Consider the following 23,580-nt stretch of genomic DNA (forward strand, 5'->3'; position numbering starts at 1 on the left):
GGTAGGATTCGCGGGGTGAAAGCCTTGCGTCGGTTCACCGTCCGAGCCCATCTGCCCGAGCCGCTCGCCGCGCTGGAGGCACTGACCATCAATCTGCGCTGGTCGTGGCACCCGCAGACGCAGGATTTGTTCGAATCCATCGACCCCGAACTCTGGGCGAAGGTCGACGAGGATCCGGTCCGCCTGCTCGGTGAGATCGCCCCGTCGCGCCTCGATACGCTGGCGACCGACGGCGAGTTCCTCGCCCGGCTCGAAGCTGCTGCGGCAGATCTCGACCATTACCTGTCGCATCCGGGTTGGTACCAGATCCAACGCGAACGCGGTACCGCCCTGCCCGAGGGCATCGCCTACTTCTCCATGGAATTCGGTGTCACCGAGGTCCTGCCCAACTACTCGGGCGGACTCGGCATTCTCGCAGGCGACCACCTCAAGGCCGCCTCCGATCTCGGTCTGCCGCTCATCGGTGTCGGACTGCTGTATCGCTCCGGCTACTTCAAGCAGTCGTTGAGCGCCGACGGCTGGCAGCTCGAACACTATCCGTCGTACGACCCGCAGGGCCTGCCGCTGCGCCTGCTCACCGAGGCAGACGGCACGCCCGCGCTCGTGCGCGTCGACGTCCCCGGCGCACGCACCCTCGATGCGCGGGTGTGGATCGCGCAAGTGGGTCGCGTGCCGCTGCTGCTGCTCGACTCCGACATCGCGAGCAACGACGAGGACATGTGCAAGGTCACCGACCGGTTGTACGGCGGCGGCCAGGACCACCGCATCAAGCAGGAGATCCTCGCGGGAATCGGCGGAGTGCGGGCGGTGCGCGCATACACACGCATCCACGGACTGCCCGACCCCGAGGTGTTCCACATGAACGAGGGACACGCGGGGTTCCTCGGGGCGGAACGAATCCGCGAACTCGTCACGACCACCGGTCTGGACTTCGACGATGCCCTCGCTGCGGTGCGGGCCGGAACGGTGTTCACCACCCACACCCCCGTGCCCGCAGGCATCGACCGCTTCCCGATCGACCTCGTCCGGCACTACTTCGCAGGACCCAACGGAGAGAACGAATCGGCGCTGTTACCGGGTCTGACCGTCGACCGGATTCTCGCTCTCGGACGCGAGGACGACCCTCACGTGTTCAACATGGCGCACCTGGGTCTTCGCCTCGGACAACGGTCCAACGGGGTGTCCAAGCTGCATGGTGAGGTCAGCCGCGGGATGTTCGAGGGGTTGTGGCCCGGGTTCGATGCAACCGAGGTGCCGATCGGATCGGTGACCAACGGCGTCCACGCCCCGACCTGGGCGGCGCGCGAATGGATCACTCTCGCGAATCGGCTCGCCGGACCGGACCGCGTCGAGGAGGCCCGCGGTTGGGAACTGTTGCAGACCGTCGACCCGGCCGAACTGTGGTCCACCCGCAACGTGTTGCGCGGACAGCTCGTCGACGAGGTTCGACGTCGCCTGCGCAACTCGTGGCTCGAACGGGGCGCCACCGAAGCCGAACTCGGCTGGATCGGCACCGTATTCGATCCCGACGCACTCACGGTCGGATTCGCCCGCCGCGTGCCCACCTACAAGCGGCTGACACTGATGCTGCGCGACCCCGAGCGGTTGCGCGCCCTGCTGCTGGACGAGGAGCGGCCGGTGCAGCTCGTCGTCGCGGGTAAGAGCCACCCCGCCGACGACGGTGGAAAGGGTCTGATCCAGCAGATCGTGCGATTCGCCGACCAGCACGATGTGCGGCACCGCATAGTGTTCCTACCCGACTACGACATGTCGATGGCGCGCTTCCTGTACTGGGGATGCGACGTGTGGCTCAACAACCCGCTGCGTCCGCTCGAAGCATGCGGAACGTCGGGCATGAAGTCCGCGCTCAACGGCGGGCTGAACCTGTCCATCCGCGACGGATGGTGGGACGAGATGTTCGACGGGGAGAACGGCTGGGCCATCCCCACAGCCGACGGCGTCGACGATGTGCGACGCGACGATCTCGAAGCCGGAGCGCTGTACGAACTGCTCGAACGCTCGGTGCTGCCGCGATTCTACGAGCGCGACGAGCGCGACGTGCCCACCCGCTGGATCGAGATGGTGCGTCATACCCTCGAGAACCTCGGACCCAAGGTGCTCGCGTCGCGCATGGTTCGCGACTACGCCGTCGACTACTACACGCCCGCTGCGGAAGCGGCCCGCGCGGTGGTCGCCGACGACTTCGCCGGAGCCAAGGCGCTGGCCGAATACCGGCACCGCATCGACTCCGCGTGGCCTGCGGTGCGGGTCGTGCAGGTCGACAGTCACGGACTGCAGGAAAGCCCCGTGATCGGCTCGAGCCTCGGACTGATCGCGCACGTCCAACTCGGCGGCCTCAACCCCGACGATGTGCAGGTACAGGCGGTGTTCGGCAAGGTGGGATCGGACGACACTCTCAGCGACACGGTGACAGTGCCGATGAAACACTCGGGCGCGGACCCCCTCGGCGAGGAGTTCACCGTCGAGGTGCCGCTGCCGTTGTCGGGTGCGGTCGGATACACCGTCCGCGTGCTCCCGCACCACGACCTGATGGCAACTCCCGCCGAGTTCGGCATGGTCGCCCTGCCGTAAGTCGTCAACTCGTGAGGCGGGTGAGGGCCTTCCGGGCTACGGCCGGATCGGCGGTTTCCCAGAACGGCGGGAGCGACGCGCGCAGGTAACCGCCGTAGCGGGCCGTGGCCAGACGCGAGTCGAGAACGGCGACGACCCCGCGGTCGTCTGTGGCCCGCAGCAATCTGCCGACACCCTGGGCGAGAAGTAGCGCGGCATGGTTTGCTGCGACCGCCATGAACCCGTTCCCGCCGCGCGACTCGACGGCGCGCTGCCGGGCGACCAGCAGCGGATCGTCGGGTCGGGGGAACGGGATCCGGTCGATGAGCACGAGCGAGAGCGACCGGCCCGGCACGTCGACACCCTGCCACAACGACAGGGTGCCGAACAGCGACGTCGCTTCGTCGCCCGCGAACTTGTCGACCAATGCACCGGTGGAGTCGTCGCCCTGACACAGGATCGGGGTGTCGATGCGGTCGCGCAGGGCGTCGGTGGCGGCTTTCGCTGCGCGCATCGACGAGAACAGACCCAGGGTGCGACCACCCGCCGCCATGACCAGCTCGGCGATCTCATCGAGATGCGACGACGCGAGACCGTCGCGGCCGGGCGGTGTGAGGTGCTTCGCGATGTACAGGATCCCGGCTTTGGCGTGGTCGAACGGCGAACCGACGTCGACGGCGTTCCACTTCAGGTCGCTCTTGTCTGCGGGCGGCTCTGCTCCCGATGCCGCCGTGGTCTCGCTGCGCGACGGCGCCTGCGGCGGAAGACCCCAGTTGACGGCCAGACCGTCGAACGACCCGCCGACCGTGAGCGTCGCCGAGGTGAGGATCACCGTCGACTCACCGAACAACCGTGACCTCAACAGACCACCGACCGACAGTGGTGCGATCCGCACCGTGCGACGCACGTTGCCGCGGAACTCGTCGGCCGCCAACCACACGACATCCTGACGCTGCGCGGGATCGGGCTGTTCGAACGTCGTCAGCGCCCGGACCGCGCAGTCGTGGACGTCATCGATCTCGGCGAGCGCCTGGCTGCGGGCCGCGGCGGCCTCCGGGTCGGTGCCGGGTTTGGCCGGGCCGATCGCGGTGTGTACGGCCCACGCGGCGTCGCGGACCGAGGCGAGCGCGGCCGCCGCGCCGTCGGGCATCGAATCCCACCGAGCGGCCGGAAGCTCTTCGAGCAGGGCCTCCCAGTTCTCGGCGGCACCCTCGAGCCGGTCGACGTCTTCGTCTTCGACGAGTTTGACGCAGCGCCGCGCCGCAGCGGAGATGGTGCTGCCGGACAATTCGGCGGTGGCGACACCGGTGACCCGGTCGACCAGCTCGTGGGCTTCGTCGATGACCACCACGTCGTGTTCGGGCAGGATCGCGATCCCCGTGATGGCGTCGATCGCGAGGAGTGCGTGATTGGTGACGACCACATCGACCCGCGACGCCTCGGCGCGAGCGATCTCGGCGAAACAGTCGTCGCCGACGGGACAGCGCGACCTACCGAGACATTCGCGTGCGGTGACGCTGAGCTGACGCCACGCCTGGTCGGAGACGCCGGGGGAGAGGTCGTCGCGGTCGCCGGTCTCGGTGCTCGACGACCATTCCGTCACGCGACGCACCTCGCGGCCGATACGCGAGAGCGTGAACGCGTCGAACAGCTGAGCCTCGGCCGGTGCCTCCTCCGCGAGACCCGTGTGGATCTTGTTCAGGCAGAGGTAGTTTCCGCGGCCCTTGAGGATCGCGAAACGCGGCCGTCGTCCCAGGGTCTCCTCGAGTGCCTCCGCGAGACGCGGGAGGTCGCGGTCGACGAGCTGGCGCTGCAGCGCGATGGTCGCGGTGGAGACCACCACAGTGCGGCCGGTCTGTACCGCGTACCGGATGCTCGGCACGAGGTACGCGAGCGACTTGCCGGTGCCGGTGCCTGCCTGCACCGCGAGATGCTCACCGGTGTCGATGCTGTGCGCCACCGCGGACGCCATGGTCAGCTGAGTGCGCCGCTCCTTGCCGCCCAGAGCGTGCACCGCGGTACGCAGCAATTCGGGGACATTGGGAAGTTCGGGCACCGAGCCAGGGTAGCGGGACCCACCGTCAGGTTTCGGCGCCGACCCGTTCGACCAGGTGAACACCTGAACTGCGCATCTGATCGAGGGCTGCCTCGACGGTCGCGTCGGCGACGCCGGCCGTGTACTGGAGGAGTACCCGCGTCCGGAAGCCCGCCTCGACGGCGTCCAACGCGGTCGCGCGCACACAGTGGTCGGTGGCGATCCCGACCACGTCGACTTCAGTCACATCGCGCTCGCGGAGCCACTGCGTGAGGGAACGTCCGGACTCGTCGACTCCTTCGAAACCGGAATAGGCGGCCTCGTAGGCGCCCTTCGAGAACACCGCGTCGACCCGCGACATATCCAGATCCGGATGGAATCGGGCCCCGGCGGAGTCGGCGCGACAGTGCGGCGGCCACGTATCGACGAAGTCGGGATCGTCCGAGAAGTGCTCACCCGGATCGACGTGGTGGTCGCGAGTCGCGACCACATGGGTATAGTCCTCGCCGCTCTCGGCGAGGAAACGCGTCACGGCGGCGGCAACCGAGCTGCCACCGGTCACCGCGAGAGCGCCGCCCTCGCAGAAATCGTTCTGTACATCCACCACCAACAGCGCTCGCATCGCCTTCACCTCTGATCCGCTGCAGTGACGAAACGGGTGGGTATCGCCGGATCGCCGGCCGATACCGTCAGCCCTTCCCACGGCAGACTCACCATCGACTTCTTCAGGTACTCCCTGCTGTCCTCCAGCGTAGGGAGACCGGGGACCGGCTCGCCACCGCGCACCAGCGGGACCACAAGGTCCGTCGTCGTCCGACCTTCCCCCTTCGGCACCTCCAGGTGCGCGGGGTAGACGACCTCCTCGACGAGGGTGCCCGTGCCTCGCGCGTACCGCACCGCGCGCTTCGCACCCCCGCGCGACTCCTTGGCCATGCTGCGCTTCTCTACCGGAATGCCGTCGACCTCGACGAGCTTGTAGACCATGCCTGCGGTCGGTGCACCGGAACCCGTGACCACCGAGGTCCCGACCCCGTACGCGTCGACCGGTTCGGCACGCAGACCTGCGATCGCGTATTCATCGAGGTCACCGGACATCACGATCTTCGTCCGCCGAGCACCGAGATCATCGAGTTGCCTGCGCACCTGACGTGCGAGAACCCCGAGGTCGCCGGAGTCGATCCGGACGCCACCGAGCTCGGGCCCTGCCACCTCGATGGCTGTGGCCACGCCCTGGGTGATGTCGTAGGTGTCCACGAGCAGCGTCGTGCCGACACCGAGTGACTCGATCTGACTGCGGAACGCCGACGCCTCGTCGCGGCCGTGCGCAGTGGTGTGCAACAGGGTGAACGCGTGTGCGGCGGTCCCTGCGGCGGGAACCCCGTGGCGTCGCGCTGCCTCCAGGTTCGACGTCGAGTCGAATCCCGCGAGGTACGCCGCACGGGCCGCGGCCACCGCTGCTTCTTCGTGCGCGCGGCGCGAGCCCATCTCGATCAGGGTGCGTCCGTCGGCGACGCTCACCATGCGCGCGGCGGCGGACGCGATAGCGCTGTCGTGATTGAAGATCGACAGGGCCAGCGTCTCGATCAGGACGCATTCGGCGAACGTGCCGTGGACGGACAGAACCGGTGAACCGGGGAAGTAGAAGTCGCCCTCGCGGTAGCCGTCGATGTCGCCGCTGAATCGGAAGTTGCGCAACCACTCGACCGTCGAGGATTCGAGGAATTCGGCGGCCACGGCGAGTTCTGCATCGCCGAAGCGGAACGCCGGAAGCGCGTCGAGCAGACGGCCGGTTCCGGCGACCACCCCGTACCGGCGGCCCGCCGGAAGCTTGCGGGCGAACATTTCGAACACACAGGTGCGAGCGCCGGAGCCGTCGGCCAGCGCGGCTTCGAGCATCGTCAGTTCGTATTTGTCCGTGAACAGTGCGGTGCTCACCGGCTTTGTACCGGCGGATGTGACAGCCATTCGCTCACTCTAGAACGAGCATCACGGCGGCGGGTTTTTCGAGTGACGAGAACGCCGTACCCTGGACCCATGGCGCCGTGCTCCAGGACAACCACCCTCGACGTCCACGTGATCACCGCGGGCCAGGCCATGCCTGCCGAAGCGGAAGTCGTCGAAGAGGTCGAGGCGGTCGACCGGCCTTGGGTGACCGTCGTGTGGGACGACCCCGTCAACCTCATGCACTACGTGACGTTCATCTTCCAGAAGCTGTTCGGATACAGCAAGGCCAAGGCGACCGAACTCATGCTCGAGGTGCACAACGAAGGCAGAGCCGTTGTGTCGAGCGGGTCCCGTGACAAGATGGAACACGATGTGCAGCGTCTACATGCCGCAGGGCTGTGGGCCACGATGCAACGGGACGAATAAGTGCCTACAGGAGGATCCGACCGACGTGCGGCAGTGGACCCGGAAGAACTCGCTGAGCGGCCCCAAACTTCGCTCCGAGATGGACGGCCACGAGGCCTCCGTCCTGCGCTCCCTCGTCGCGTCGGTGCTCGGAATGCTGGAAGACCGTACCGCGCAGGCACCCCAGGACGATCTCGCCGAACTCACCGGGCTTCGCACCGGTAACTCGACCCCACCCGAGATTCCCGCCCTCGAACGATTGCTTCCCGATTTCCACCGACCCGACGCGGACACGAACGTCAACCCCGACGACGAGGCCGGCGACCTCAACGGCGCGCTGCGCAGCCTGCACGAACCGAGCATCATCGACGCGAAACTCGCTGCCGGTGCGGTCATCCTGCGGACCGTGCCCGAGGACGGCGGCAAAGTGGTGCTCAACCCGGAACAGGCCGAGGCCTGGCTGTACGGGCTCAACGACGTGCGGCTCGCGCTCGGCACCACCCTCGGCATCGATGCCGACACCCCCGAAAGTCTCGACGACGACGATCCCCGCGCACCGCACCTCGACGTCTACCACTGGTTGACCTGGATGCAGGACTCGCTCGTCCAGGCGCTGCTGCCGTGACGTCCGATGCTGCGGTGACATCCGATGCTGCCGTGACACCCGGCCCCACGGATTCCCTGCTCGACGTGGCGGGTCTGCGTGTCGGCCACTGGCAGCAACTCGACGACCACGTCACCGTCGCCGGTGAACAACCCGGCACCGGGGACGCCACCGGCTGCACCGTGATCGTCGCCGACCGACCCACCATCGGGGCGGTCGACGTGCGCGGAGGCGGACCGGGCACCCGCGAAACCGACCTGCTCGATCCGAGCCACTCGGTCCGGCACATCGATGCCGTTCTACTCGCCGGGGGAAGCGCCTTCGGTCTGGCTGCCGCCGACGGCGTCATGCGCTATCTCGAAGAACGGGGCCGCGGCATCCCGATGGGCGCGCCCGGCGCCGTGGTGCCGATCGTGCCCGGTGCGGTGATCTTCGATCTGCCCGTCGGGCAGTGGCACACCCGGCCCACCGCCGACAGCGGATACGCGGCCGTGGCAGCGGCCACCGACACAGCACTGCCGCGAGGGTCCGTCGGCGCCGGTACCGCAGCCCGCGCAGGCGTCCTCAAAGGGGGAATCGGCACCGCGAGTATCCGCCTGACGGAGGGGCCGGCAGCAGGCACCACCGTCGCCGCGCTGGTCGTGGCCAATCCCGTCGGTTCGGTCTTCGACCCCCGCACCGGGTTGCTGTGGGGCACGACCACGGCTCGCGCAGCCGATCTCGGTCTCGCGGCTCCGGACGCCGAGGAACTCGCCGCCGCCAACGCAGTCGGGGACAAGGGCACCGTGCTGAACACGACCATCGGCGTCATCGCGACCGATGCCCCCCTGTCGAAAGCCGGGTGTCGCCGGGTCGCCGTGGCCAGCCACGACGGATTGGCACGCGCGATCCGACCCGCACACTCACCCCTCGACGGCGACACGCTCTTCGCCCTGTCCACCGGCACCGCCGAACTCGCCGTACCGGAGGGTGTACCCGACGCATTCCCGCCGGACCTGCCGGTACTCGCGGCCCTGTGCGTAGCCGCGGCCGACGCCGTCGAACGCGCCATCGTCGACGCGGTGCTCTCTGCCGAGTCCGTCGCGGGAATCCCGTCCTACTTCGACACCTTCCCGTCTGCTCGGGTCCTCTGACCACGACAGACCCACGCGTCCTCCGGACAGACGTCACAATGGGCGTATGACCATCCCGACAGGTACAACGCCGACCGAACGGCCCACCTGGCTGCGTTCCGGAATGTGGATCGGCGGCTTCGTCGCCTTCCTCTACGTCGTCGAGATCGTGGATCGGATCCTGCCCGCGAACTTCGAGAACGCCGGAATCGAACCGCGTACCGGCGACGGCCTGTGGGGAATCCTGTTCGCACCCATCCTGCACGGCGAGTGGACGCACCTCACCGCCAACACAGTGCCTGCGCTCATCCTGGGCTTTCTGGTCCTGCTGTCGTCCGGCATCACCCGCGGCCTCGTGGCGACCGCCGTCATCTGGGTCGTCGCAGGGGTCGGGACCTGGCTGTTCGCCGGATCAGGTGACAACCACATCGGTGCATCGTCGCTCATCTTCGGCTGGCTGACGTACCTGATCATCCGCGGGATCTTCACGCGTAAGGGCGGGCAGATCGTGCTCGGACTCGTCGTGCTGTTCTTCTACGGCGGAATGCTGTGGGGCGTGCTCCCCAGCGACCCGTTCGTGTCGTGGCAGGGACACCTCTTCGGGGCGATCGGTGGTGTCGTCGCAGCCTGGCTGCTCTCGTCCGATGCGCGCCGCGCGCGGGCGGTGAAAGCAGCGGATCCGCTGCGCTGAACCCAGCGACCGGCGTCACGTACGCACCGGGTGCCGATCCGTACGTCACAGAATTGTTGTAACTGTGAGTCCACCACGAAAACGGGTGTTGACTTCATCGAGGACCTTCGGCATGGCAGCATGGCCCTTATGCGCATGACCGTTCTGGGGTGCTCGGGCAGTGTGGCCGGGCCGGATTCTCCCGCATCCGGGTATCTGCTCACCGCGCCCGATACCCCGCCGCTGGTCATCGACTTCGGTCCGGGAGTACTCGGAGCTCTGCAACGCCACGCCGATCCCGGCGAAGTGTCCGTGCTGCTGTCGCATCTCCACGCCGACCACTGTCTCGACATACCCGGTCTGCTCGTGTGGCGCCGCTACTCCCCGAACGCCCCCACCGGGCGGATTCCTGTCTACGGCCCTGCCGGTACCGCGCAGCGTCTCGGTGTCGCATCGGCCGAGGTGGCAGGCGAGATCGACGACGTCTCCGACACCCTCGACGTCCGGCCGCTGAGCGACGGCGGAACCTTCCGCTTCGGTGCACTCACCATCAGGCCCACGAAGGTCAACCATCCCCCCGAGGCCTACGGATTCCGCATCACGAGCGACTCCGGCCGCACGATCGTCTACACGGGCGACACCGGGATGTGCGATCAGGTGGTCGAGCTTGCACGCGGAGCCGACGTCCTGCTGTCCGAGGCATCGTGGACCCACGCGCCGGGGATGCGGCCCGACGGCATTCACCTGTCGGGCACCGAAGCAGGACAGGTCGCCGCCCGCGCCGGCGTCGGTGAACTGTTGCTCACCCACATTCCACCCTGGACGTCGCGCGAAGACGTCATCGCTGAGGCGAAGGCCGAGTTCCACGGTCCCGTCCACGCAGTGACCTCGGGCGACGTCTACCGCATCTGAGTCGGTCGTCCGAGTCCGTCCGCGAGGCATCCCCTAGGCTCGTTCGGGTGACGACACGAGCAGACGGTAGGGAAGACGACCAACTCCGCGACATCAAGATCACCCGAGGGTTCACCAGCCACCCCGCGGGATCGGTTCTCGTCGAATTCGGGCAGACCCGCGTGATGTGCACCGCGAGCGTCGAAGAAGGCGTGCCGCGGTGGCGTCGAGGATCGGGCCTGGGCTGGCTCACCGCCGAATACGCGATGCTGCCTGCCGCCACCCACACCCGCAGCGGACGCGAATCCGTCAAGGGCAGGGTCGGCGGCCGTACCCAGGAGATCAGCCGACTCGTAGGCCGTTCCCTGCGCGCGTGCATCGACCTCGCCGCCATCGGCGAGAACACCATCGCCCTCGACTGCGATGTCATCCAGGCCGACGGCGGAACCCGTACCGCGGCCATCACCGGTGCCTATGTGGCGCTCGCCGACGCGGTCACCTGGCTCCGCGCCGCAGGTCGCCTCGCCGATCCGCAACCGCTCTCGTGCCAGATCGCGGCCATCAGCGTCGGCGTCGTCGACGGCCGCGTCCGGCTCGATCTCCCGTACGAGGAGGATTCGCGCGCCGAGGTCGACATGAACGTCATCGCCACCGACACAGGCACCCTCGTCGAGATCCAGGGCACCGGCGAAGGCGCCACGTTCCCGCGTTCGACCCTCGACAAGCTGCTCGACTCGGCGTTCGGCGGGATCGAGGACCTGTGCCGCATCCAGCGTGAGGCCCTCGAACTGCCGTACCCCGGCGTCCTGCCCCAACCCGTAGTAGCAGCGCCTGCGAAGAAGAAGTTCGGTGCCTGACATGGGCGCGCGGGTGCTCGTGGCAAGCCGGAATGCGAAGAAACTCCGGGAGTTGCAGCGGGTACTCGACAGTGCGGGGATCGCCGGGATCGAGCTGGTCGGTCTCGATACCGTCCCGCCGTACCCGGAGGCACCAGAAACAGGTGCGACGTTCGAGGAGAACGCGGCAGCGAAGGCACGCGACGGTGCAGTTGCGACCGGGATGGCCTGCATTGCAGACGATTCCGGACTCGAGATCGACGCCCTGCGCGGGATGCCCGGTGTGTTGTCGGCGAGGTGGAGCGGCACCCACGGCGACGACGGTGCGAACACGGCACTGGTACTCGCCCAACTGGGTGATGTGCCGGACGACCGTCGCGGCGCCGCGTTCGTATCGGCTTGCGCCTTCGCCGTTCCAGACGGCGACACCATCGATGTGACGGTGGTGCGCGGCGAGTGGCGCGGTGCGATCGCGCGTGCTCCACGAGGTGCGAACGGGTTCGGTTACGACCCGATCTTCGTGCCCGAAGGGGAGGAGCGCACCGCCGCTGAGCTCAGCGCCGAGGAGAAGGACGCCGCGTCCCATCGGGGCCGCGCGCTCGCTCAGCTGGTACCTACTCTCGCCGCATTCGCGGGCAGCTGACCAGTAAACAGCAGTACGCGAACGCAGAAGACAGACACACGGCGCCGACGCAGTGTGTCTGTCTTCTTGCTTCGCGGTAACGCGAGTTCGACGACGAGCAGCTACCCGAGGGACGCCATCTCACGCAGATATGCCGTGACCATCGAGGTGAGTTCGTCGGCCACTTGCTCCCGGGTGATGTCCGGCTGTTCGAGAACGTAGGACACCGCGACGTTCTCGACGGTGCGCACGAGTATCCACGCGATCGCGTCGACCGGGCGTCCACCACGATCCGTGAGGTGGAACCGCAGCCACATGCCGAGCAGCGCGTCGATGCGCTTCTCGAAGTCGGAGAGACGGCTGTCGGGATCTTTGGGCAGTTCTTCGATCAGCACGCGGAGCAATCGCGGATTCTCGCCGAGCGCGTCCAAAAGCTCGAGCAGCGTTTCGCGCACAGAGAGGTCTGCCGCGGGTCCTTCCAATGCCTTCGTGAACACGCGTGAAATGCGAGTGTGCAGCTCCGAGGTCCACCGATCGACGACCTCGGCGACGATCGCGTCCTTGTTCGGGAAGTACTGATACAACGACCCGGGGCTGATCCGTGCCTTCTCTGCGATCCGGTTCGTAGACGCACCGTCGTAGCCGCGTTCGAGCAGTACAGCGCGGCCTGCGTCGACAATGCGCTCGACCATCGCACGCGAGCGATTCTGCTGCGGTGCGCGTCGGGTCCGACGTCGTTCCGACGAGGTCATCGGGAAGGCCGACATGCGAATTGAACGCGAGTAATCACTCGTGTGAGCATAACCACATGACGACACAGGAGCTGGACCGGGACCTCGGCGCGTCCCCGTACCCGAGCCGCTACGAGGGCAACCGGCCTCGTAATGAAGCCATCGGCAAGCCTCTGGTGTACTTCGGGAAGGTCCGTGAAGTCGACAACGACCTGCTCGATCGGATCGGTCGGCGCATGTATGCCCGCGACGAGGTGGGTGCCGCCCTCGTGCAGGCCATGCGCCTCGACCGCGACGACCCCGCGCGCGTCACCATGCGGCAGTTCCATCAGGCGCTCGAGCACGGGGCCGACACCCTTCCGGACGCTCCCGAGGCACTCCGCACATTCTTCGCCCACGTCGAGCACGTCCCCGACTGGGTGGACTGGGAGCTCCTCGAGAAGGGTGCACGCGCATTCCGCCGGATGGGACGCACTCGCAACGACGTGCTGCTGCAGCTCGCGCTCATCGGCGGCTACAGATTCGGTGGTCCACCCGACCTCCTGGTCGAAACCGGGGGCCTGACCGGAGCCACCGCGATGCGCCGCCTCGGCGAAACCCAGAAGTGGGGAACGGCAGTGGGGGAGCCGGGCGCCATGCGCCGTGACGGCGACGGATTCAAACTCACCGTGCACGTGCGTGCCATGCACGCCCTCGTCAACCGCCAGTTCGAGACGAACGGCCGCTGGGACGTCGCGCACTGGGGGCTACCCATCAACCAGACCGATCAGGCCGGAACACTCGGGCTGTTCAACGGCACGCTACTGATCGGCGCGCGCGCCCTCGGCTACTTCGTGACCCGCGAAGAATCCCGCGCGATCATGCACATGTGGAAGTACGTCGGATGGCTCATGGGCGTCGACGACGACTTCCTGTTCGACACGGAACGCGAGCAACACCGATTCAACTATCACGTGGTGCTGGTACAGGACGACGTCACACCCGCGGGCGCTGCCCTCTCGCGCGCACTCGTCGACGGTCAGCGCACTCTCTACTACGGAAAGTTCTCGGGCCTGATCGGACGCTACGAGCGACTGCGTCTGCTCAGCATGCTGCGGTACTTCCTCGGCACAAAGGGCCTGAAGGATCTCGGGCTGCCCGCGATCCCGCCGGTGGCGGTGGCGCCCGTCGTGGTGACGAACATCGTCAAATCGAAGCTGATCAAGCGAACAGCGGAGGGACGACGCTTCCTCGAATACCTCGGCGACCGGGCCGCACGCCGGGAATTGAAGCTGAAGTTCGGCGGGGATCGTGCCGACGTCGGCAAGCTCGAGGTCTGATCAGAGCGACCAGCGCATGGCTACATGCGTGCCATCGACACTCGGCGTCACGACCATTTCCGTCGAGAGACTGCGCATCAGAGTGAGCCCGTGCCCGCGGGACCCGTATCCGGTCTGCTCCACGGCGTCGCGCCACCTGCCGTGATCCGCGACCGTCACCTCGAGGTGACGGTCGCGGGGACGGTAGACGGCCTCGAGGTCCACCGTCGCCGACGGGTCATCCGCGGCGTAGGCATGTTCGACCGCATTCGCCAAGGCCTCGTAGCTTGCCAGCACCACGTCCTGCTCGTGCTCGGGCCCGAGATCGAGATTGCCCAGCCACTGCTGCATCGAGCGGCGGACACCGGCAATATCGGTCGGATCCGCACGCACCCCGTGGAAATAGATTCCACCGGACGCGAACGACGCTGCACCTGATGGGTGAGTCGGCATAGTTCCCTCTGTTCGTCGAGACGGACAGCGTTATTCCGGCGGGGGCGCCGGGTCGCCGCTCAACGCAGAGAGCGCGTCGTCGAGTCGTGGATGGATGGCAAGAACCTCTCCCAGTCCGAGGAGTTCGAGCGGCCGTGCGGTGGCGTTTCCGTGTGCCACCACTGCGAACTCGACACTGCCTGCTGCGCGCTTCGACAACTCCACAAGCAACGCCATACCCATCGACGCGAGAAAATTCACATCGGTCAGATCGACGATCAAGCCGGACGGGTTGTCGCTGAGTAGACCGAGCGCGTGCTCTTCCAGCAGTGGCGCACTGGACAGATCGACGTCTCCGCTCACGGACAACACCGTGACAGACCCGGACTGTGTCGCCGACATGCCCATGTGGGGATGTTCCGTTGATCGCTCATTCACAGTGCCCATCATGCAAGAACACTCCGAAGGATGCGAGCGTGGGGCTGTGATGGTGTCGGACTACGCACGCAATCACACCTGTGGGTATTGTTCCGCGAGGGTATCGGCGCGAAATGCCGATTTCCCGGGGGCCGCCGTGAGCAGGGAAGGACGACCGCCGTGGATGCGCATCGACTGGGGGAAGTGGCGCATGCGCCGTTGCTGTTGTTGATCGAAGACGATCCCGGCGACGCGCTGCTTGTCGAAGAACTCGTCGCCGACAGCGTCCCGGAAATGAAGGTCGTGTGGGTGCAATCGCTCGCAGATGCACGCGACGCGCTGGCCAACACCGCGCCTGATTGTGTGCTGCTCGACCTCCACCTGCCCGATTCGCACGGTCTCGAAGCCGTCGCGCGGGTACAGGAATACGCCGAGAACGTGCCGATCGTCGTGCTCACCGGCATGGCGGAGGAGCAGACCGGACTCGCCGCCGTCGCAGTCGGCGCCCAGGACTACCTCGTGAAAGGCCGGGTAGAACCGGACCTGTTCAGTCGCGCTGTTCGCTACGCAATCCAACGCAAGCAAGCGGAACAGAACGCCGCAGCGCTCCAGGTCAGTCAGCTCCGCGCCCAGGAGAACGCCCGGCTCGAACGTGGCCTGCTACCGTCGCCGCTCCTCGACATGGACGACTTCGACGTGGTGGCCCGCTACCGCCCCGGGCGTACCTCTGCCCTGCTCGGAGGGGACTTCTACGATGTGGTGCAGTCCGGCGACGGCACCGTCCACGTCCTCGTCGGCGACGTCTCCGGGCACGGGCCCGACGAAGCCGCACTCGGAGTGGCTCTGCGCATCGCGTGGCGCACGCTCGTCCTCGCAGGAATCTTCGGTGAACTCCAAACAGCCAAGCTCGAAGAGATCCTCGTTGCCGAGCGTGCGGCCGACCGAATCTTCGCGACCGTGACCGTCCTGGCCATGGCGCCCGATCGCCGAACCGTCTCGATTATGCGAGCGGGCCACCCCGGCCTGCTTCTGCGCAGCGAGAACGAAGTGGAGTGGGTCGAGGCTCCGGGCGGACCCGCGTTGGGTCTCATGCCCGGAGTTGCAACCTGGCCCGTGCACCACCTGGAGCTACCCGAAGGAGCAGCCGTCACGCTGTTCACCGACGGACTGTTCGAAGGACATACCGGCTCCGGACACGAGCGACTCGGCGAAGGTGGACTGCTGGAGTTGGCGCGCCGGGGTATCGGTCTCGAGCCCGCCGACTTCATCGACATGCTCATCCAAGGGGCCGAAGAACTCGCCGACGCGCACGGCGGACTGTCCGACGACGTCGCAGTCGTCCATGTGCGATGGAACAGGAAAGCGATCCGAACTGTATGACGGAACCGATCGGCCCCGACAGCCCCCAGCGAACCGCGGACGCTCGCGGTGAGAGACGACGCTCGAGGGTCACCGTGCAAGGCTGGATCCTGCTCATGTTGGGCTTCATGGGCGTGCTCGTGGTGGTCGGAACGATTGTCGGCAGCCACTTTCTGACACGCACCACGGAAGTGTCCAACTACCTACGGGATGTAATCCAACCGGCCCGAGTAGAAGCCCACCGAATGCAAAGTGGCCTCGGAAGCCAAGAAACGGGAGCGCTCGGCTACATCATCGCGGCCGACCCGCAGTTCCTCGAACCCTATGAGGAGGGTCGCGCGGCCGAGCAGGAGGCCGCAGAGGAACTCCGTGTTCTGCTCCGAGGCGAGGGACTCCTCGGCGGCACCGAGCAACTCCTCGCCGACCTCGACGCCATCGAACAGGCCGCGAACGAATGGCGCAGGGTATACACGCTTCCCCTCGTGAACGCCGTCGTTCCCGGAGAGCCACAGCCCGCGGACGTGGCGATGGTGGAGGAGGGGAGGGCAGCCTTCGAACGACTCCAAGAGTTGTTCGTCATCCAGAACGCGGACCTGTCCCAGGCGCGCTTGGACGGCGTGGCCGAACTGGACGACGTACGAGGCATGCGGGACCGCGTACTCGCATCGCTGGTCGCCGTGTTCCTGCTCAGCGGCGTGGGCGTCGCCGTGCTCGTGCAGATCCTGGTCGTACGTCCCCTGACCACATTGCGGGAGGAGACGCGCACCGTCGCCAGTGGACGCTTCGACCAGCAGATCAGTACCGAAGGGCCCGCCGACATCCGGGCTCTGGCCGTCGATGTAGATGGCATGCGGGCGCGCATCGCCGAAGAGCTCAACCTGTCGCGGGAACGCCACGATCAAGTGGAGAGCCAAGCCGTCGATCTGCGCCGGTCCAACGCCGAACTCGAGCAGTTCGCCTACGTCGCGTCGCACGACCTGCAGGAGCCTCTGCGCAAGGTCGCGTCGTTCTGTCAGCTCCTCGAGAAGCGGTACGGCGACCAACTCGACGAGCGAGGACACCAGTACATCGAATTCGCAGTGGACGGCGCGAAGCGGATGCAGGTCCTCATCAACGATCTGCTCACCTTCTCTCGCGTGGGTCGAGTGAGCGACGCACACGTGCACATAGCACTCGATCGGCCGCTCGATTCGGCTCTCGCCAACCTCGCGCAGGCCATCGATGATTCCGACGTATCGATCGAACGTCCCGAATCGCTCCCCGAAATCGTGGGCGACCCCACGCTGCTGGTGATGTTGTGGCAGAACCTCCTGGGCAATGCAATCAAGTTCCAGCATCCCGATCGGGCACCGGTGGTACGTATCGACTGCGAGCAGGTGGGGGCAGGCGACGACGCGCGGTGGCAGTTCTGCGTGACCGACCACGGAATCGGCATCCCCGAAGAGTTCGCGGAGAAGGTGTTCGTGATCTTCCAGCGGCTGCACAGCCGCGATACATACAGCGGTACCGGAATCGGCCTTGCCATCTGCCGCAAGATCGTCGAGTATCACGGCGGCGAGATCTGGATCGACCTGGCGTATACAGGCGGCAGTCGCTTCTGCTTTACGATTCCGGTGGCGGGCGACGAGCCCGCGTCCGATACGGCTCTCGAAGGAGCAATGCCATGACCCCGACCGGTCAGCCGATCGATGTTCTGCTGGTGGAAGACGACCCCGGCGACGAATTGATGACGCGCGAAGCCTTCGAAGACAACAAGATCGGAAACGCCCTGCATGTTGTTCGTGACGGCGAGGAAGCACTCGACTTCCTCTACCGGCGAGGTGCTCATGTCGACGCGCCCAAACCTGACCTGATCCTGCTCGACCTCAACCTGCCCAAGTACGACGGCCGTCAGGTGCTCGAGAAGATCAAATCCGACGCCGACCTCGCGCCTATCCCGGTGGTCGTACTCACCACCTCGTCGGCGGAGGAAGACATCCTGCGCAGCTACCGGTTGCACGCAAACGCGTATGTCACGAAGCCCGTCGACCTCGACCAATTCATCAGGGCCGTCAAGCAGATCGACGAGTTCTTCGTGCAGGTGGTCCGGCTGCCGACGCGTTGAGTACGGGCAGAGGGACGCGGATCAGACCCCGAAGTCGGCCTTGACCTGCTTGGTCCGCTGGTGCTCGACGTAGAACGACAGGAACGGGACGGTGCCGGCGAGCAAGGTTCCGATGGTGCGCGAGACCGGCCAGCGCACCTTGATCGACAGGTCGAAGGTGAGCACGAGGTAGACCGCGTACACCCAGCCGTGCACGATCGCGATCCACGACGGCAGGTTCTCGATGCCGATGATGTACTTCGCGATCATCTCTGCGGTGAGGACGAGCAGCCAGACACCGGTGGCGTACGCGAGAACGCGGTACCGCAACAGAGCGGAGCCGATCTTCTTGCGATCGGCATCGCTGACGTTGCGGGGAGCGACGGCTGCCTGATCGGACGCCTGCTCGGGGGTGGTGCTCACTGACCGCTCCTATCGGACCCGCGCGAAAGTTGCGCGAGGTACTCGTTGTACTCCTGGATCTGCTTCGCCTCGAGGTCGGCCCCGGCGTCGTCGTCGAGTGCGACCCGCGGGCGGCTCGGAAGAAGATCCTCGGGAATCTCTATGGGTTCCTGCGGCTTCGACGCTCGGATTCCGTCCGGGTCGTCGGCCTGGGCTTCCTCTGCCTCGAGCTTGACGAATCGTCGGTACGCGTAGACGCAGAAGAACGCGAAGGCCGGCCATTGAAATGCGTAGCCGAGGTTCTGGCCGTTACCGCCGACCGCGTCGAAGCGTGTCCACTGCCAATAGCCGAGGGCCAGGCACCCGGTCGCGACGACGACCACCAACACGATCAGAGCCACGCGGCGCGGGGGACGGTAGTCGGACACGACATCGACGGTACCTGAGCACCGCACCGACCTGCCAAGACCGATTCAGCGCAGTGGCCGAGGTCACGTGCTCTGGAGAGGTGGCCCTTCTACTGTCGTGAGGTCGCTATCCGGGCGACTTCTGCGGGGTCGATGAGGTGGGAGTGGTCGTCGTCCCCGACGTCGATCTGCACCACATCGATGCGGCCGTTGAACTTGCTGTGGCCCACGTAGTCGTCGCTGACCGGCATGCCGTAATCGTCGCCGATGTCCGTGGTCTCGTCCGCGGAGAAGATCATCGGCTGAGTGCGGTCGACACGGCCCGCACCGACGCTGCGACCGTCGATGTAGAGGGTGACGTCTCCGCCCTTCGCAAGGCCGCCTCCGTCGTAGTCGAAGCGGGCACGAATCTGGTGCGCCCCCGAAGGGAGGTCTTCAGTCGCATCGATGACGAATTCGTGCATACCGAGCAGGTTGTAGACGAACTTCACGCAGTTCTCCCGCACATAGAGCGCCCAGCCGCCGAATCGACCGCCCTGCGCTATCACCACGCCGTCGGTCGGGCCTTTCTTCGGAGTCTCGAGCGCGGCGGTCACCGAGAAGGACCGGTTCTTGATGTCGATGACGCTGTGCTCGCTGAGGCGCTTCATGCCGGGGAAGAGCACCTGCCTGGGGCCCGTCGCCAGCTGAGGCCTACCAGCGATCGTGGCGTTGAGCCGTTCGAATCGGCGATCGTCGATCGGGAGCACGTTGTACTTCACTGCCTCGATCAACCAGAGGCGTTGAAGGGACGCCAGCAACTCGGGCTTCTCGTCCGCGAGGTCGCGGGCTTGTGACCAGTCGGAGGTGCCGTCGTAGAGTTCCCAGACGTCATCGTCGAGGGCGGGAAGTTCTTCGTTCGGTAGCCACGGGGTGCTGTGCCGGGTGACCGCACTCCAGCCCTTGTAGTAGATCCCGCGATTGCCCGCCATCTCGAAATATTGGAGGTCGTGCCGTTCCGGTGCGTCGGGGTCGTCGAAGGTGTACATCATGCTGGGACCTTCGAGCGGAGATTGCTGTACACCGTTGACGAACGTCGGTTCCGGTAATCCGGCCGCTTCGAGCACCGTTGCTGCCACATCGATGACGTGGGTGAACTGCGAGCGCACCCCGCCCTTGCTTCGGATCCCGGCGGGCCAGTGGACAATCGTGCCGTTGCGGGTGCCACCCCAGTGGGACGCGACCTGCTTGGTCCATTGGAAGGGCGAGCACATCGCCCACGCCCATCCCACCGAGTAATGGTTGTAGGCCTCCGGTGTGCCGAGCTTCTCCTTCATCGCAGCCATGAACTCCGGCGTCTCGATTGCTGCGAGACCGTTGAAGTTCGCCATCTCGTTGAACGCCCCGTTGACGGTTCCTTCGGCGGAGGCGCCGTTGTCGCCGATGATGTAGTAGACGAGGGTGTTGTCGAGAGCGCCGAGAGCCTCGAGTGCGTCGACGACACGACCGATGTGGAAGTCGGTGTGCTCGAGGAAGCCCGCGTAGACCTCCATCTGGCGTTCCAGCACCGGTGTGAGTGCCTCGTCCATCTCGTCCCACGCCGGGATCGCGTCCGGACGGGCACTCAGCTCTGTGTCCGGTGGCACGACACCGCGCCGCTTCTGTTCGGCGAGAATCGACTCTCGCTGCGCGTCCCAGCCGTCGGCGAACCGGCCGGCGTACTTGTCCGCCCACTCCGGCGGAACATGATGGGGAGCGTGGGTCGCGCCAGGTGCGAAATAGGCGAAGAACGGCTTGTCCGGTGCAAGCGCCTTCTGGGTACGAATCCACTCGATCGCGTGGTCGGCGAGGTCTTCGGTGAGGTGGTATCCCTCGTCGGGGCCCCTGTCGGCTTCCACAGGAACGATGCCCTCGTACAGCGCCGGATAGTACTGGTTGTTCTCGCCTCCGATGAATCCGTAGAAATGCTCGAATCCGCCGCCTCCGGTCGGCCAGGCGTCGAACGGACCGACGGGAGACGTCTGCCACGGCGGAACTTCGTGACATTTCCCGAACTGGGCGGTCGAATAGCCGTTCAGTTTCAAGGTCATGGCCAACGCCGCCTTGGTGTTCGGCCGTAACCCCGAGGACCCGGGGGCCGCGGTCGCGGTCTCGGTGATCATGCCCATTCCGACCGAATGGTGGTTGCGTCCGCTGAGGAGAGCGGCACGGGTGGGAGCACAAAGGGCGGTCGTGTGGAACCGGTTGTAGGTGAGACCGTTGCGCTGCAGCCGCTCCGCGGTCGGGCTGTGCACCGGACCACCGAAGGCGCTGCTGGCCCCGAACCCCACATCGTCGAGCAGGATCACCAGAACATTCGGCGCACCCTCCGGCGGCAGCAGGGGCTCGATCGGAGGGAAGGATGTGTCCGGATCTTTTGCGTCGTATGTGATCAGTCCGAGATGCTGCCGATCGGGAATCGGAAGGACCTCACGCCTCTTCGCCATGCTGCATTCATCCCTTCATCGAGTGGAGTGCATTGTGAGACAACCGGTCTGCGATGGTCAGGCCGAGTCGATCGGATCCCGTGCCCTCGCGACGACCGGGCGGACGACGAGTTCGAGCAGCAGCAGTGCGAGCAGTGCAATCACGACGGTCCACCCGACGACTGCTCCGGTCGGGTAGTCCCAGAACACGATCACCAGCACGGCCACGGCGACGATCGTCGCCCGGATCGGAACGCGGGCATGCGCCAGCCACACCTCGGCGGTGCTCGGAGCCCGGGTGCTGTCCGGCTTTCTCAGCTTGGTCATTCCGTAACCGAACCCCCGACGAACCGCCATCGCCGACGTCGAGCCACCGATCAGATAGGCACCGATTGCCACCACCAGGCCCGTGACCAGCACCGCGCGCAACATCGTCCGCAGGGGCGTCGCGGCCGCGTCGAACAGCACGGCCGCCGCACCCGGCGAGCGGATCTCGGCCGGGAGATTGCCGAGGTACAGCGACCGGCCGATCATGATCGCGAGCGCGAGCACCAGCATGGCGACGACGAAGGTCGCGCCCACGGCGGCCAGGGGCCGAAGTCGGCGGCCGCGCGGGGCAGCCCAGACCGCACCTGCCGCCACGATCAGTGTCAGCCACGGAAGGATTCCCGACGCATTGTCGAGCGCGTTGACGGCGCGTTGTGCCTTGACGAGTTCGGGGGACTCGAACAGCACGAATTGTTTGTCGATTTCCGGGATGTTGTCGGCGAACCCGAATCCTCGTTCGACCAGTAGTCCCTTGGCCCGCTCGATGATCGGGGCGAGGTTCAGGCTCACCGTCCCGCTGTCGTCGAGTTGGATGGCCTCTACACGGGTGTCGCCCGTCAACACCGCGGCGAGCCTGTCGTGCGCGGTGCGATTCGCCTCGATCCACAGCGTCTCGAACTGGTCGGAGGCCACCAGCGTTCCGACGGTGTCGCGCACGAAGTTCTCCGCCTGCCCTGCGATGACCGGTGCCAACCCGACCACCGGCTCCAGCCGTGGCCTGTCTTCCGTCAGGGCGGTCAAGGCATCTTCGGTGAGTCCGGCGATGTCGACCTGCGTGAAGATCTCGTCGGTCACGCGGTCGGTGATCGCTCCCTGGATCACCGGATCGGAGGCGAGCGGCGTCACCATGGTCACGTAGCGGTCGGTGTCGAGAATCTCGCTGCGTGCATATCGGGCGAGCACCGAACTGACGGCGAGCAAACCCACCAGCACGAGGAGGATGGCCACCGCGGTCCAGCGGAGGGCGTGTCCTCGCGGCGGCGGCTCGGTGTCGGGCCGTACGGCGGGGCCTTCGCCGCGCAGTTCAGCGACTTCCCTGCGAAGACGTTCGAGTTCACGGCGCTCGGCGGAGCTCAACGGAGCATCGTCGGGGGAGTGGTCGGACTCTGCCATGTGGGGGCCTACCTTCGCGTGCCGGCCGGAGTGCCGGAGACGGCACCGCACCGATGCTCATGAGGCTCCACTGCTGCGGCCGTATCCGCTTCACCTCTCGAGGATGAAGTCGACGGCCGTGTTGTCGATCGGTTGTCGATCGATGTGGGTTCCGGTCAGGCCACCGTGAGCTGCCCGGTCATATTCGGATGGTAGGTGCAGTAGATGGCGTAGGTCCGTGCGTCCGCCGGCGCGGTGAAGGTGACCGTCTCACCGGCCTCGACCTCGACGTCGAAGGTGTCATCTCGGGCGGTGACACTGTGGTGACGTCGTCCCCGTTCCGGACGGTGACCGTTGCGAGGAGCAAGGCTGCGCGCTTCATCTCAGATCTTGTCTCGAGTCATCAGGGCACAGCGGCCATGGCGGGGGATATGCCGACGAGTTCGCTGCGGAGACCGGCAGGCATCTGCGCGAACGCATGGTCGAGCTGCCCGGGTGAGAACAACCTGTCCAATCCCGCGGTGATGGCGCCTGTGGTGGCCGGGACATCGGCCGGACTGATGCCGCCCTCGTATGCGAACAGAGCGATGAACGCGGCGGTGTCGTATCGGATGGGTGCTTTGCTCGGTACCCACCCCTCGAAATAGACGCCTCGCAGGAACTCGGGCAGCTGGGCGGCGAGATGTACAGCGCCGTCGACGGTGAGACGATCGCGAACCAGATGCAGCCATGCCCGAAGGACACGGTGGGTGTAGATGCGGTCCTCGGTTCCGAGTTGCTCGGCGACAACTTTCAGCCACTGACGTGTCGTTTGTTCTGCATGTGCGAGTGGATCGTTGTGGTGAGTCATGACGTTCCTCCGAAATCAGAGGTCGATGACGACCCGGATGCGGGGAGG

The 23,580-nt window shown here is 66.3% G+C and carries 23 protein-coding genes; 12 read left to right on the forward strand and 11 right to left on the reverse strand.

All coding sequences use genetic code 11. From position 1 onward, the window contains the following. The first annotated feature begins 15 nt into the window (after positions 1 to 15). A complete protein-coding gene (gene glgP / locus ACFWCF_RS20070; protein ID WP_378565026.1) occupies positions 16 to 2,592 on the forward strand; it encodes an alpha-glucan family phosphorylase in 2,577 nt (858 codons plus the stop codon). 4 nt (positions 2,593 to 2,596) lie between these two features. Here the strand turns inward: glgP and ACFWCF_RS20075 are convergent, their stop codons facing one another. Genes ACFWCF_RS20075 through ACFWCF_RS20085 form a run of 3 tightly spaced genes read right to left on the reverse strand, consistent with a single transcriptional unit; the run spans position 2,597 to position 6,571 of the window. Next, the gene (locus tag ACFWCF_RS20075; RefSeq protein WP_378565029.1) at positions 2,597 to 4,627 is read right to left on the reverse strand and encodes an ATP-dependent DNA helicase; all 2,031 of its coding nucleotides are present in this window, start codon (positions 4,625 to 4,627) and stop codon (positions 2,597 to 2,599) included. A gap of 25 nt (positions 4,628 to 4,652) precedes the next feature. Further along, positions 4,653 to 5,228, reverse strand: coding sequence for an isochorismatase family protein (locus ACFWCF_RS20080; RefSeq protein ID WP_378565032.1), 576 nt, complete (start codon positions 5,226 to 5,228; stop codon positions 4,653 to 4,655). Positions 5,229 to 5,233: 5 nt separating this feature from the next. After that, complete coding sequence (locus ACFWCF_RS20085; protein WP_378565035.1) at positions 5,234 to 6,571, reverse strand: nicotinate phosphoribosyltransferase; 1,338 nt, start codon at positions 6,569 to 6,571, stop codon at positions 5,234 to 5,236. 69 nt (positions 6,572 to 6,640) lie between these two features. Between ACFWCF_RS20085 and clpS the strand changes: the two genes are divergently transcribed. From clpS to rdgB, 7 genes are all read left to right on the forward strand, one after another. Beyond that, positions 6,641 to 6,976 carry an ATP-dependent Clp protease adapter ClpS gene (gene clpS, locus ACFWCF_RS20090; protein ID WP_378565038.1) on the forward strand — a complete coding sequence of 112 codons (336 nt, stop codon included), beginning with the start codon at positions 6,641 to 6,643 and terminating at the stop codon, positions 6,974 to 6,976. Between the two features lie 25 nt (positions 6,977 to 7,001). Next, the gene (locus tag ACFWCF_RS20095; protein WP_378565041.1) at positions 7,002 to 7,580 is read left to right on the forward strand and encodes a DUF2017 domain-containing protein; all 579 of its coding nucleotides are present in this window, start codon (positions 7,002 to 7,004) and stop codon (positions 7,578 to 7,580) included. Positions 7,581 to 7,594: 14 nt separating this feature from the next. Next, positions 7,595 to 8,692 carry a P1 family peptidase gene (locus ACFWCF_RS20100; protein ID WP_378565043.1) on the forward strand — a complete coding sequence of 366 codons (1,098 nt, stop codon included), beginning with the start codon at positions 7,595 to 7,597 and terminating at the stop codon, positions 8,690 to 8,692. A 46-nt stretch (positions 8,693 to 8,738) separates the two neighbouring features. After that, a complete protein-coding gene (locus ACFWCF_RS20105) occupies positions 8,739 to 9,362 on the forward strand; it encodes a rhomboid family intramembrane serine protease (RefSeq protein ID WP_378565046.1) in 624 nt (207 codons plus the stop codon). A gap of 129 nt (positions 9,363 to 9,491) precedes the next feature. Continuing rightward, the gene (locus ACFWCF_RS20110; RefSeq protein ID WP_378492266.1) at positions 9,492 to 10,253 is read left to right on the forward strand and encodes a cyclic nucleotide-degrading phosphodiesterase; all 762 of its coding nucleotides are present in this window, start codon (positions 9,492 to 9,494) and stop codon (positions 10,251 to 10,253) included. 47 nt (positions 10,254 to 10,300) lie between these two features. Further along, complete coding sequence (rph, locus tag ACFWCF_RS20115) at positions 10,301 to 11,089, forward strand: ribonuclease PH (RefSeq protein WP_378492267.1); 789 nt, start codon at positions 10,301 to 10,303, stop codon at positions 11,087 to 11,089. A gap of 1 nt (position 11,090) precedes the next feature. After that, a complete protein-coding gene (gene rdgB / locus ACFWCF_RS20120; protein WP_378565347.1) occupies positions 11,091 to 11,711 on the forward strand; it encodes an RdgB/HAM1 family non-canonical purine NTP pyrophosphatase in 621 nt (206 codons plus the stop codon). Positions 11,712 to 11,812: 101 nt separating this feature from the next. Here rdgB and ACFWCF_RS20125 read toward each other — a convergent pair whose 3' ends face one another. Beyond that, on the reverse strand, positions 11,813 to 12,382 hold the full coding sequence (locus ACFWCF_RS20125) for a TetR/AcrR family transcriptional regulator (RefSeq protein WP_378565051.1): 570 nt from the start codon (positions 12,380 to 12,382) through the stop codon (positions 11,813 to 11,815). A 116-nt stretch (positions 12,383 to 12,498) separates the two neighbouring features. Between ACFWCF_RS20125 and ACFWCF_RS20130 the strand changes: the two genes are divergently transcribed. Further along, positions 12,499 to 13,740 (forward strand): oxygenase MpaB family protein, encoded by a 1,242-nt coding sequence (locus tag ACFWCF_RS20130; protein ID WP_378565053.1) that lies wholly within the window; start codon positions 12,499 to 12,501, stop codon positions 13,738 to 13,740. Here the strand turns inward: ACFWCF_RS20130 and ACFWCF_RS20135 are convergent, their stop codons facing one another. Continuing rightward, positions 13,741 to 14,172 carry an ATP-binding protein gene (locus ACFWCF_RS20135; protein ID WP_378565056.1) on the reverse strand — a complete coding sequence of 144 codons (432 nt, stop codon included), beginning with the start codon at positions 14,170 to 14,172 and terminating at the stop codon, positions 13,741 to 13,743. A gap of 30 nt (positions 14,173 to 14,202) precedes the next feature. Then, positions 14,203 to 14,514 (reverse strand): STAS domain-containing protein, encoded by a 312-nt coding sequence (locus ACFWCF_RS20140; protein ID WP_378565059.1) that lies wholly within the window; start codon positions 14,512 to 14,514, stop codon positions 14,203 to 14,205. 234 nt (positions 14,515 to 14,748) lie between these two features. Between ACFWCF_RS20140 and ACFWCF_RS20145 the strand changes: the two genes are divergently transcribed. From ACFWCF_RS20145 to ACFWCF_RS20155, 3 genes are read left to right on the forward strand one after another with little or no spacing between them, the layout of a single operon-like run. Beyond that, entirely contained in the window at positions 14,749 to 15,948 is a 1,200-nt protein-coding gene (locus ACFWCF_RS20145) for a PP2C family protein-serine/threonine phosphatase (RefSeq protein WP_378565062.1), read from the forward strand. Then, entirely contained in the window at positions 15,945 to 17,594 is a 1,650-nt protein-coding gene (locus ACFWCF_RS20150; RefSeq protein WP_378565065.1) for an ATP-binding protein, read from the forward strand. The genes ACFWCF_RS20145 and ACFWCF_RS20150 overlap by 4 nt, the downstream gene beginning before the upstream one ends. Then, positions 17,591 to 18,031, forward strand: coding sequence for a response regulator (locus tag ACFWCF_RS20155; RefSeq protein WP_378565068.1), 441 nt, complete (start codon positions 17,591 to 17,593; stop codon positions 18,029 to 18,031). Before ACFWCF_RS20150 ends, ACFWCF_RS20155 begins: the two co-directional genes overlap by 4 nt. 21 nt (positions 18,032 to 18,052) lie before the next feature. On the opposite strand, the gene ACFWCF_RS20160 is transcribed toward ACFWCF_RS20155, so the two are convergent. The 5 genes from ACFWCF_RS20160 to ACFWCF_RS20180 all read right to left on the reverse strand — a co-directional run bounded on the left by ACFWCF_RS20160 (position 18,053) and on the right by ACFWCF_RS20180 (position 23,532). Continuing rightward, positions 18,053 to 18,433, reverse strand: coding sequence for a DUF3817 domain-containing protein (locus tag ACFWCF_RS20160; protein WP_378565071.1), 381 nt, complete (start codon positions 18,431 to 18,433; stop codon positions 18,053 to 18,055). Next, positions 18,430 to 18,840 (reverse strand): transcriptional regulator, encoded by a 411-nt coding sequence (locus ACFWCF_RS20165; protein WP_378565074.1) that lies wholly within the window; start codon positions 18,838 to 18,840, stop codon positions 18,430 to 18,432. The genes ACFWCF_RS20160 and ACFWCF_RS20165 overlap by 4 nt, the downstream gene beginning before the upstream one ends. Positions 18,841 to 18,929: 89 nt before the next feature. Next, the gene (locus tag ACFWCF_RS20170; RefSeq protein ID WP_378565077.1) at positions 18,930 to 21,284 is read right to left on the reverse strand and encodes a sulfatase-like hydrolase/transferase; all 2,355 of its coding nucleotides are present in this window, start codon (positions 21,282 to 21,284) and stop codon (positions 18,930 to 18,932) included. A 57-nt stretch (positions 21,285 to 21,341) separates the two neighbouring features. Further along, complete coding sequence (locus ACFWCF_RS20175; protein ID WP_378565080.1) at positions 21,342 to 22,703, reverse strand: hypothetical protein; 1,362 nt, start codon at positions 22,701 to 22,703, stop codon at positions 21,342 to 21,344. 382 nt (positions 22,704 to 23,085) lie between these two features. After that, the gene (locus ACFWCF_RS20180; RefSeq protein ID WP_378565083.1) at positions 23,086 to 23,532 is read right to left on the reverse strand and encodes a DUF2267 domain-containing protein; all 447 of its coding nucleotides are present in this window, start codon (positions 23,530 to 23,532) and stop codon (positions 23,086 to 23,088) included. Between the last annotated feature and the right edge of the window lie 48 nt (positions 23,533 to 23,580).

Source organism: Rhodococcus sp. NPDC060090 (genome assembly GCF_042729855.1).
Classification (GTDB): domain Bacteria; phylum Actinomycetota; class Actinomycetes; order Mycobacteriales; family Mycobacteriaceae; genus Rhodococcus.

What these genes read in the sequence shown, in the direction of transcription:
- ACFWCF_RS20080 (WP_378565032.1), bottom strand. Translation starts at nt 5,228, where the DNA reads ATGCGAGCGCTGTTGGTGGTGGATGTACAGAACGATTTCTGCGAGGGC.
- ACFWCF_RS20085 (WP_378565035.1), bottom strand. Translation starts at nt 6,571, where the DNA reads ATGGCTGTCACATCCGCCGGTACAAAGCCGGTGAGCACCGCACTGTTC.
- clpS (WP_378565038.1), top strand. Translation starts at nt 6,641, where the DNA reads ATGGCGCCGTGCTCCAGGACAACCACCCTCGACGTCCACGTGATCACC.
- ACFWCF_RS20105 (WP_378565046.1), top strand. Translation starts at nt 8,739, where the DNA reads ATGACCATCCCGACAGGTACAACGCCGACCGAACGGCCCACCTGGCTG.
- ACFWCF_RS20110 (WP_378492266.1), top strand. Translation starts at nt 9,492, where the DNA reads ATGCGCATGACCGTTCTGGGGTGCTCGGGCAGTGTGGCCGGGCCGGAT.
- rdgB (WP_378565347.1), top strand. Translation starts at nt 11,091, where the DNA reads ATGGGCGCGCGGGTGCTCGTGGCAAGCCGGAATGCGAAGAAACTCCGG.
- ACFWCF_RS20125 (WP_378565051.1), bottom strand. Translation starts at nt 12,382, where the DNA reads ATGGTCGAGCGCATTGTCGACGCAGGCCGCGCTGTACTGCTCGAACGC.
- ACFWCF_RS20130 (WP_378565053.1), top strand. Translation starts at nt 12,499, where the DNA reads ATGACGACACAGGAGCTGGACCGGGACCTCGGCGCGTCCCCGTACCCG.
- ACFWCF_RS20135 (WP_378565056.1), bottom strand. Translation starts at nt 14,172, where the DNA reads ATGCCGACTCACCCATCAGGTGCAGCGTCGTTCGCGTCCGGTGGAATC.
- ACFWCF_RS20150 (WP_378565065.1), top strand. Translation starts at nt 15,945, where the DNA reads ATGACGGAACCGATCGGCCCCGACAGCCCCCAGCGAACCGCGGACGCT.
- ACFWCF_RS20155 (WP_378565068.1), top strand. Translation starts at nt 17,591, where the DNA reads ATGACCCCGACCGGTCAGCCGATCGATGTTCTGCTGGTGGAAGACGAC.
- ACFWCF_RS20170 (WP_378565077.1), bottom strand. Translation starts at nt 21,284, where the DNA reads ATGGCGAAGAGGCGTGAGGTCCTTCCGATTCCCGATCGGCAGCATCTC.
- ACFWCF_RS20175 (WP_378565080.1), bottom strand. Translation starts at nt 22,703, where the DNA reads ATGGCAGAGTCCGACCACTCCCCCGACGATGCTCCGTTGAGCTCCGCC.
- ACFWCF_RS20180 (WP_378565083.1), bottom strand. Translation starts at nt 23,532, where the DNA reads ATGACTCACCACAACGATCCACTCGCACATGCAGAACAAACGACACGT.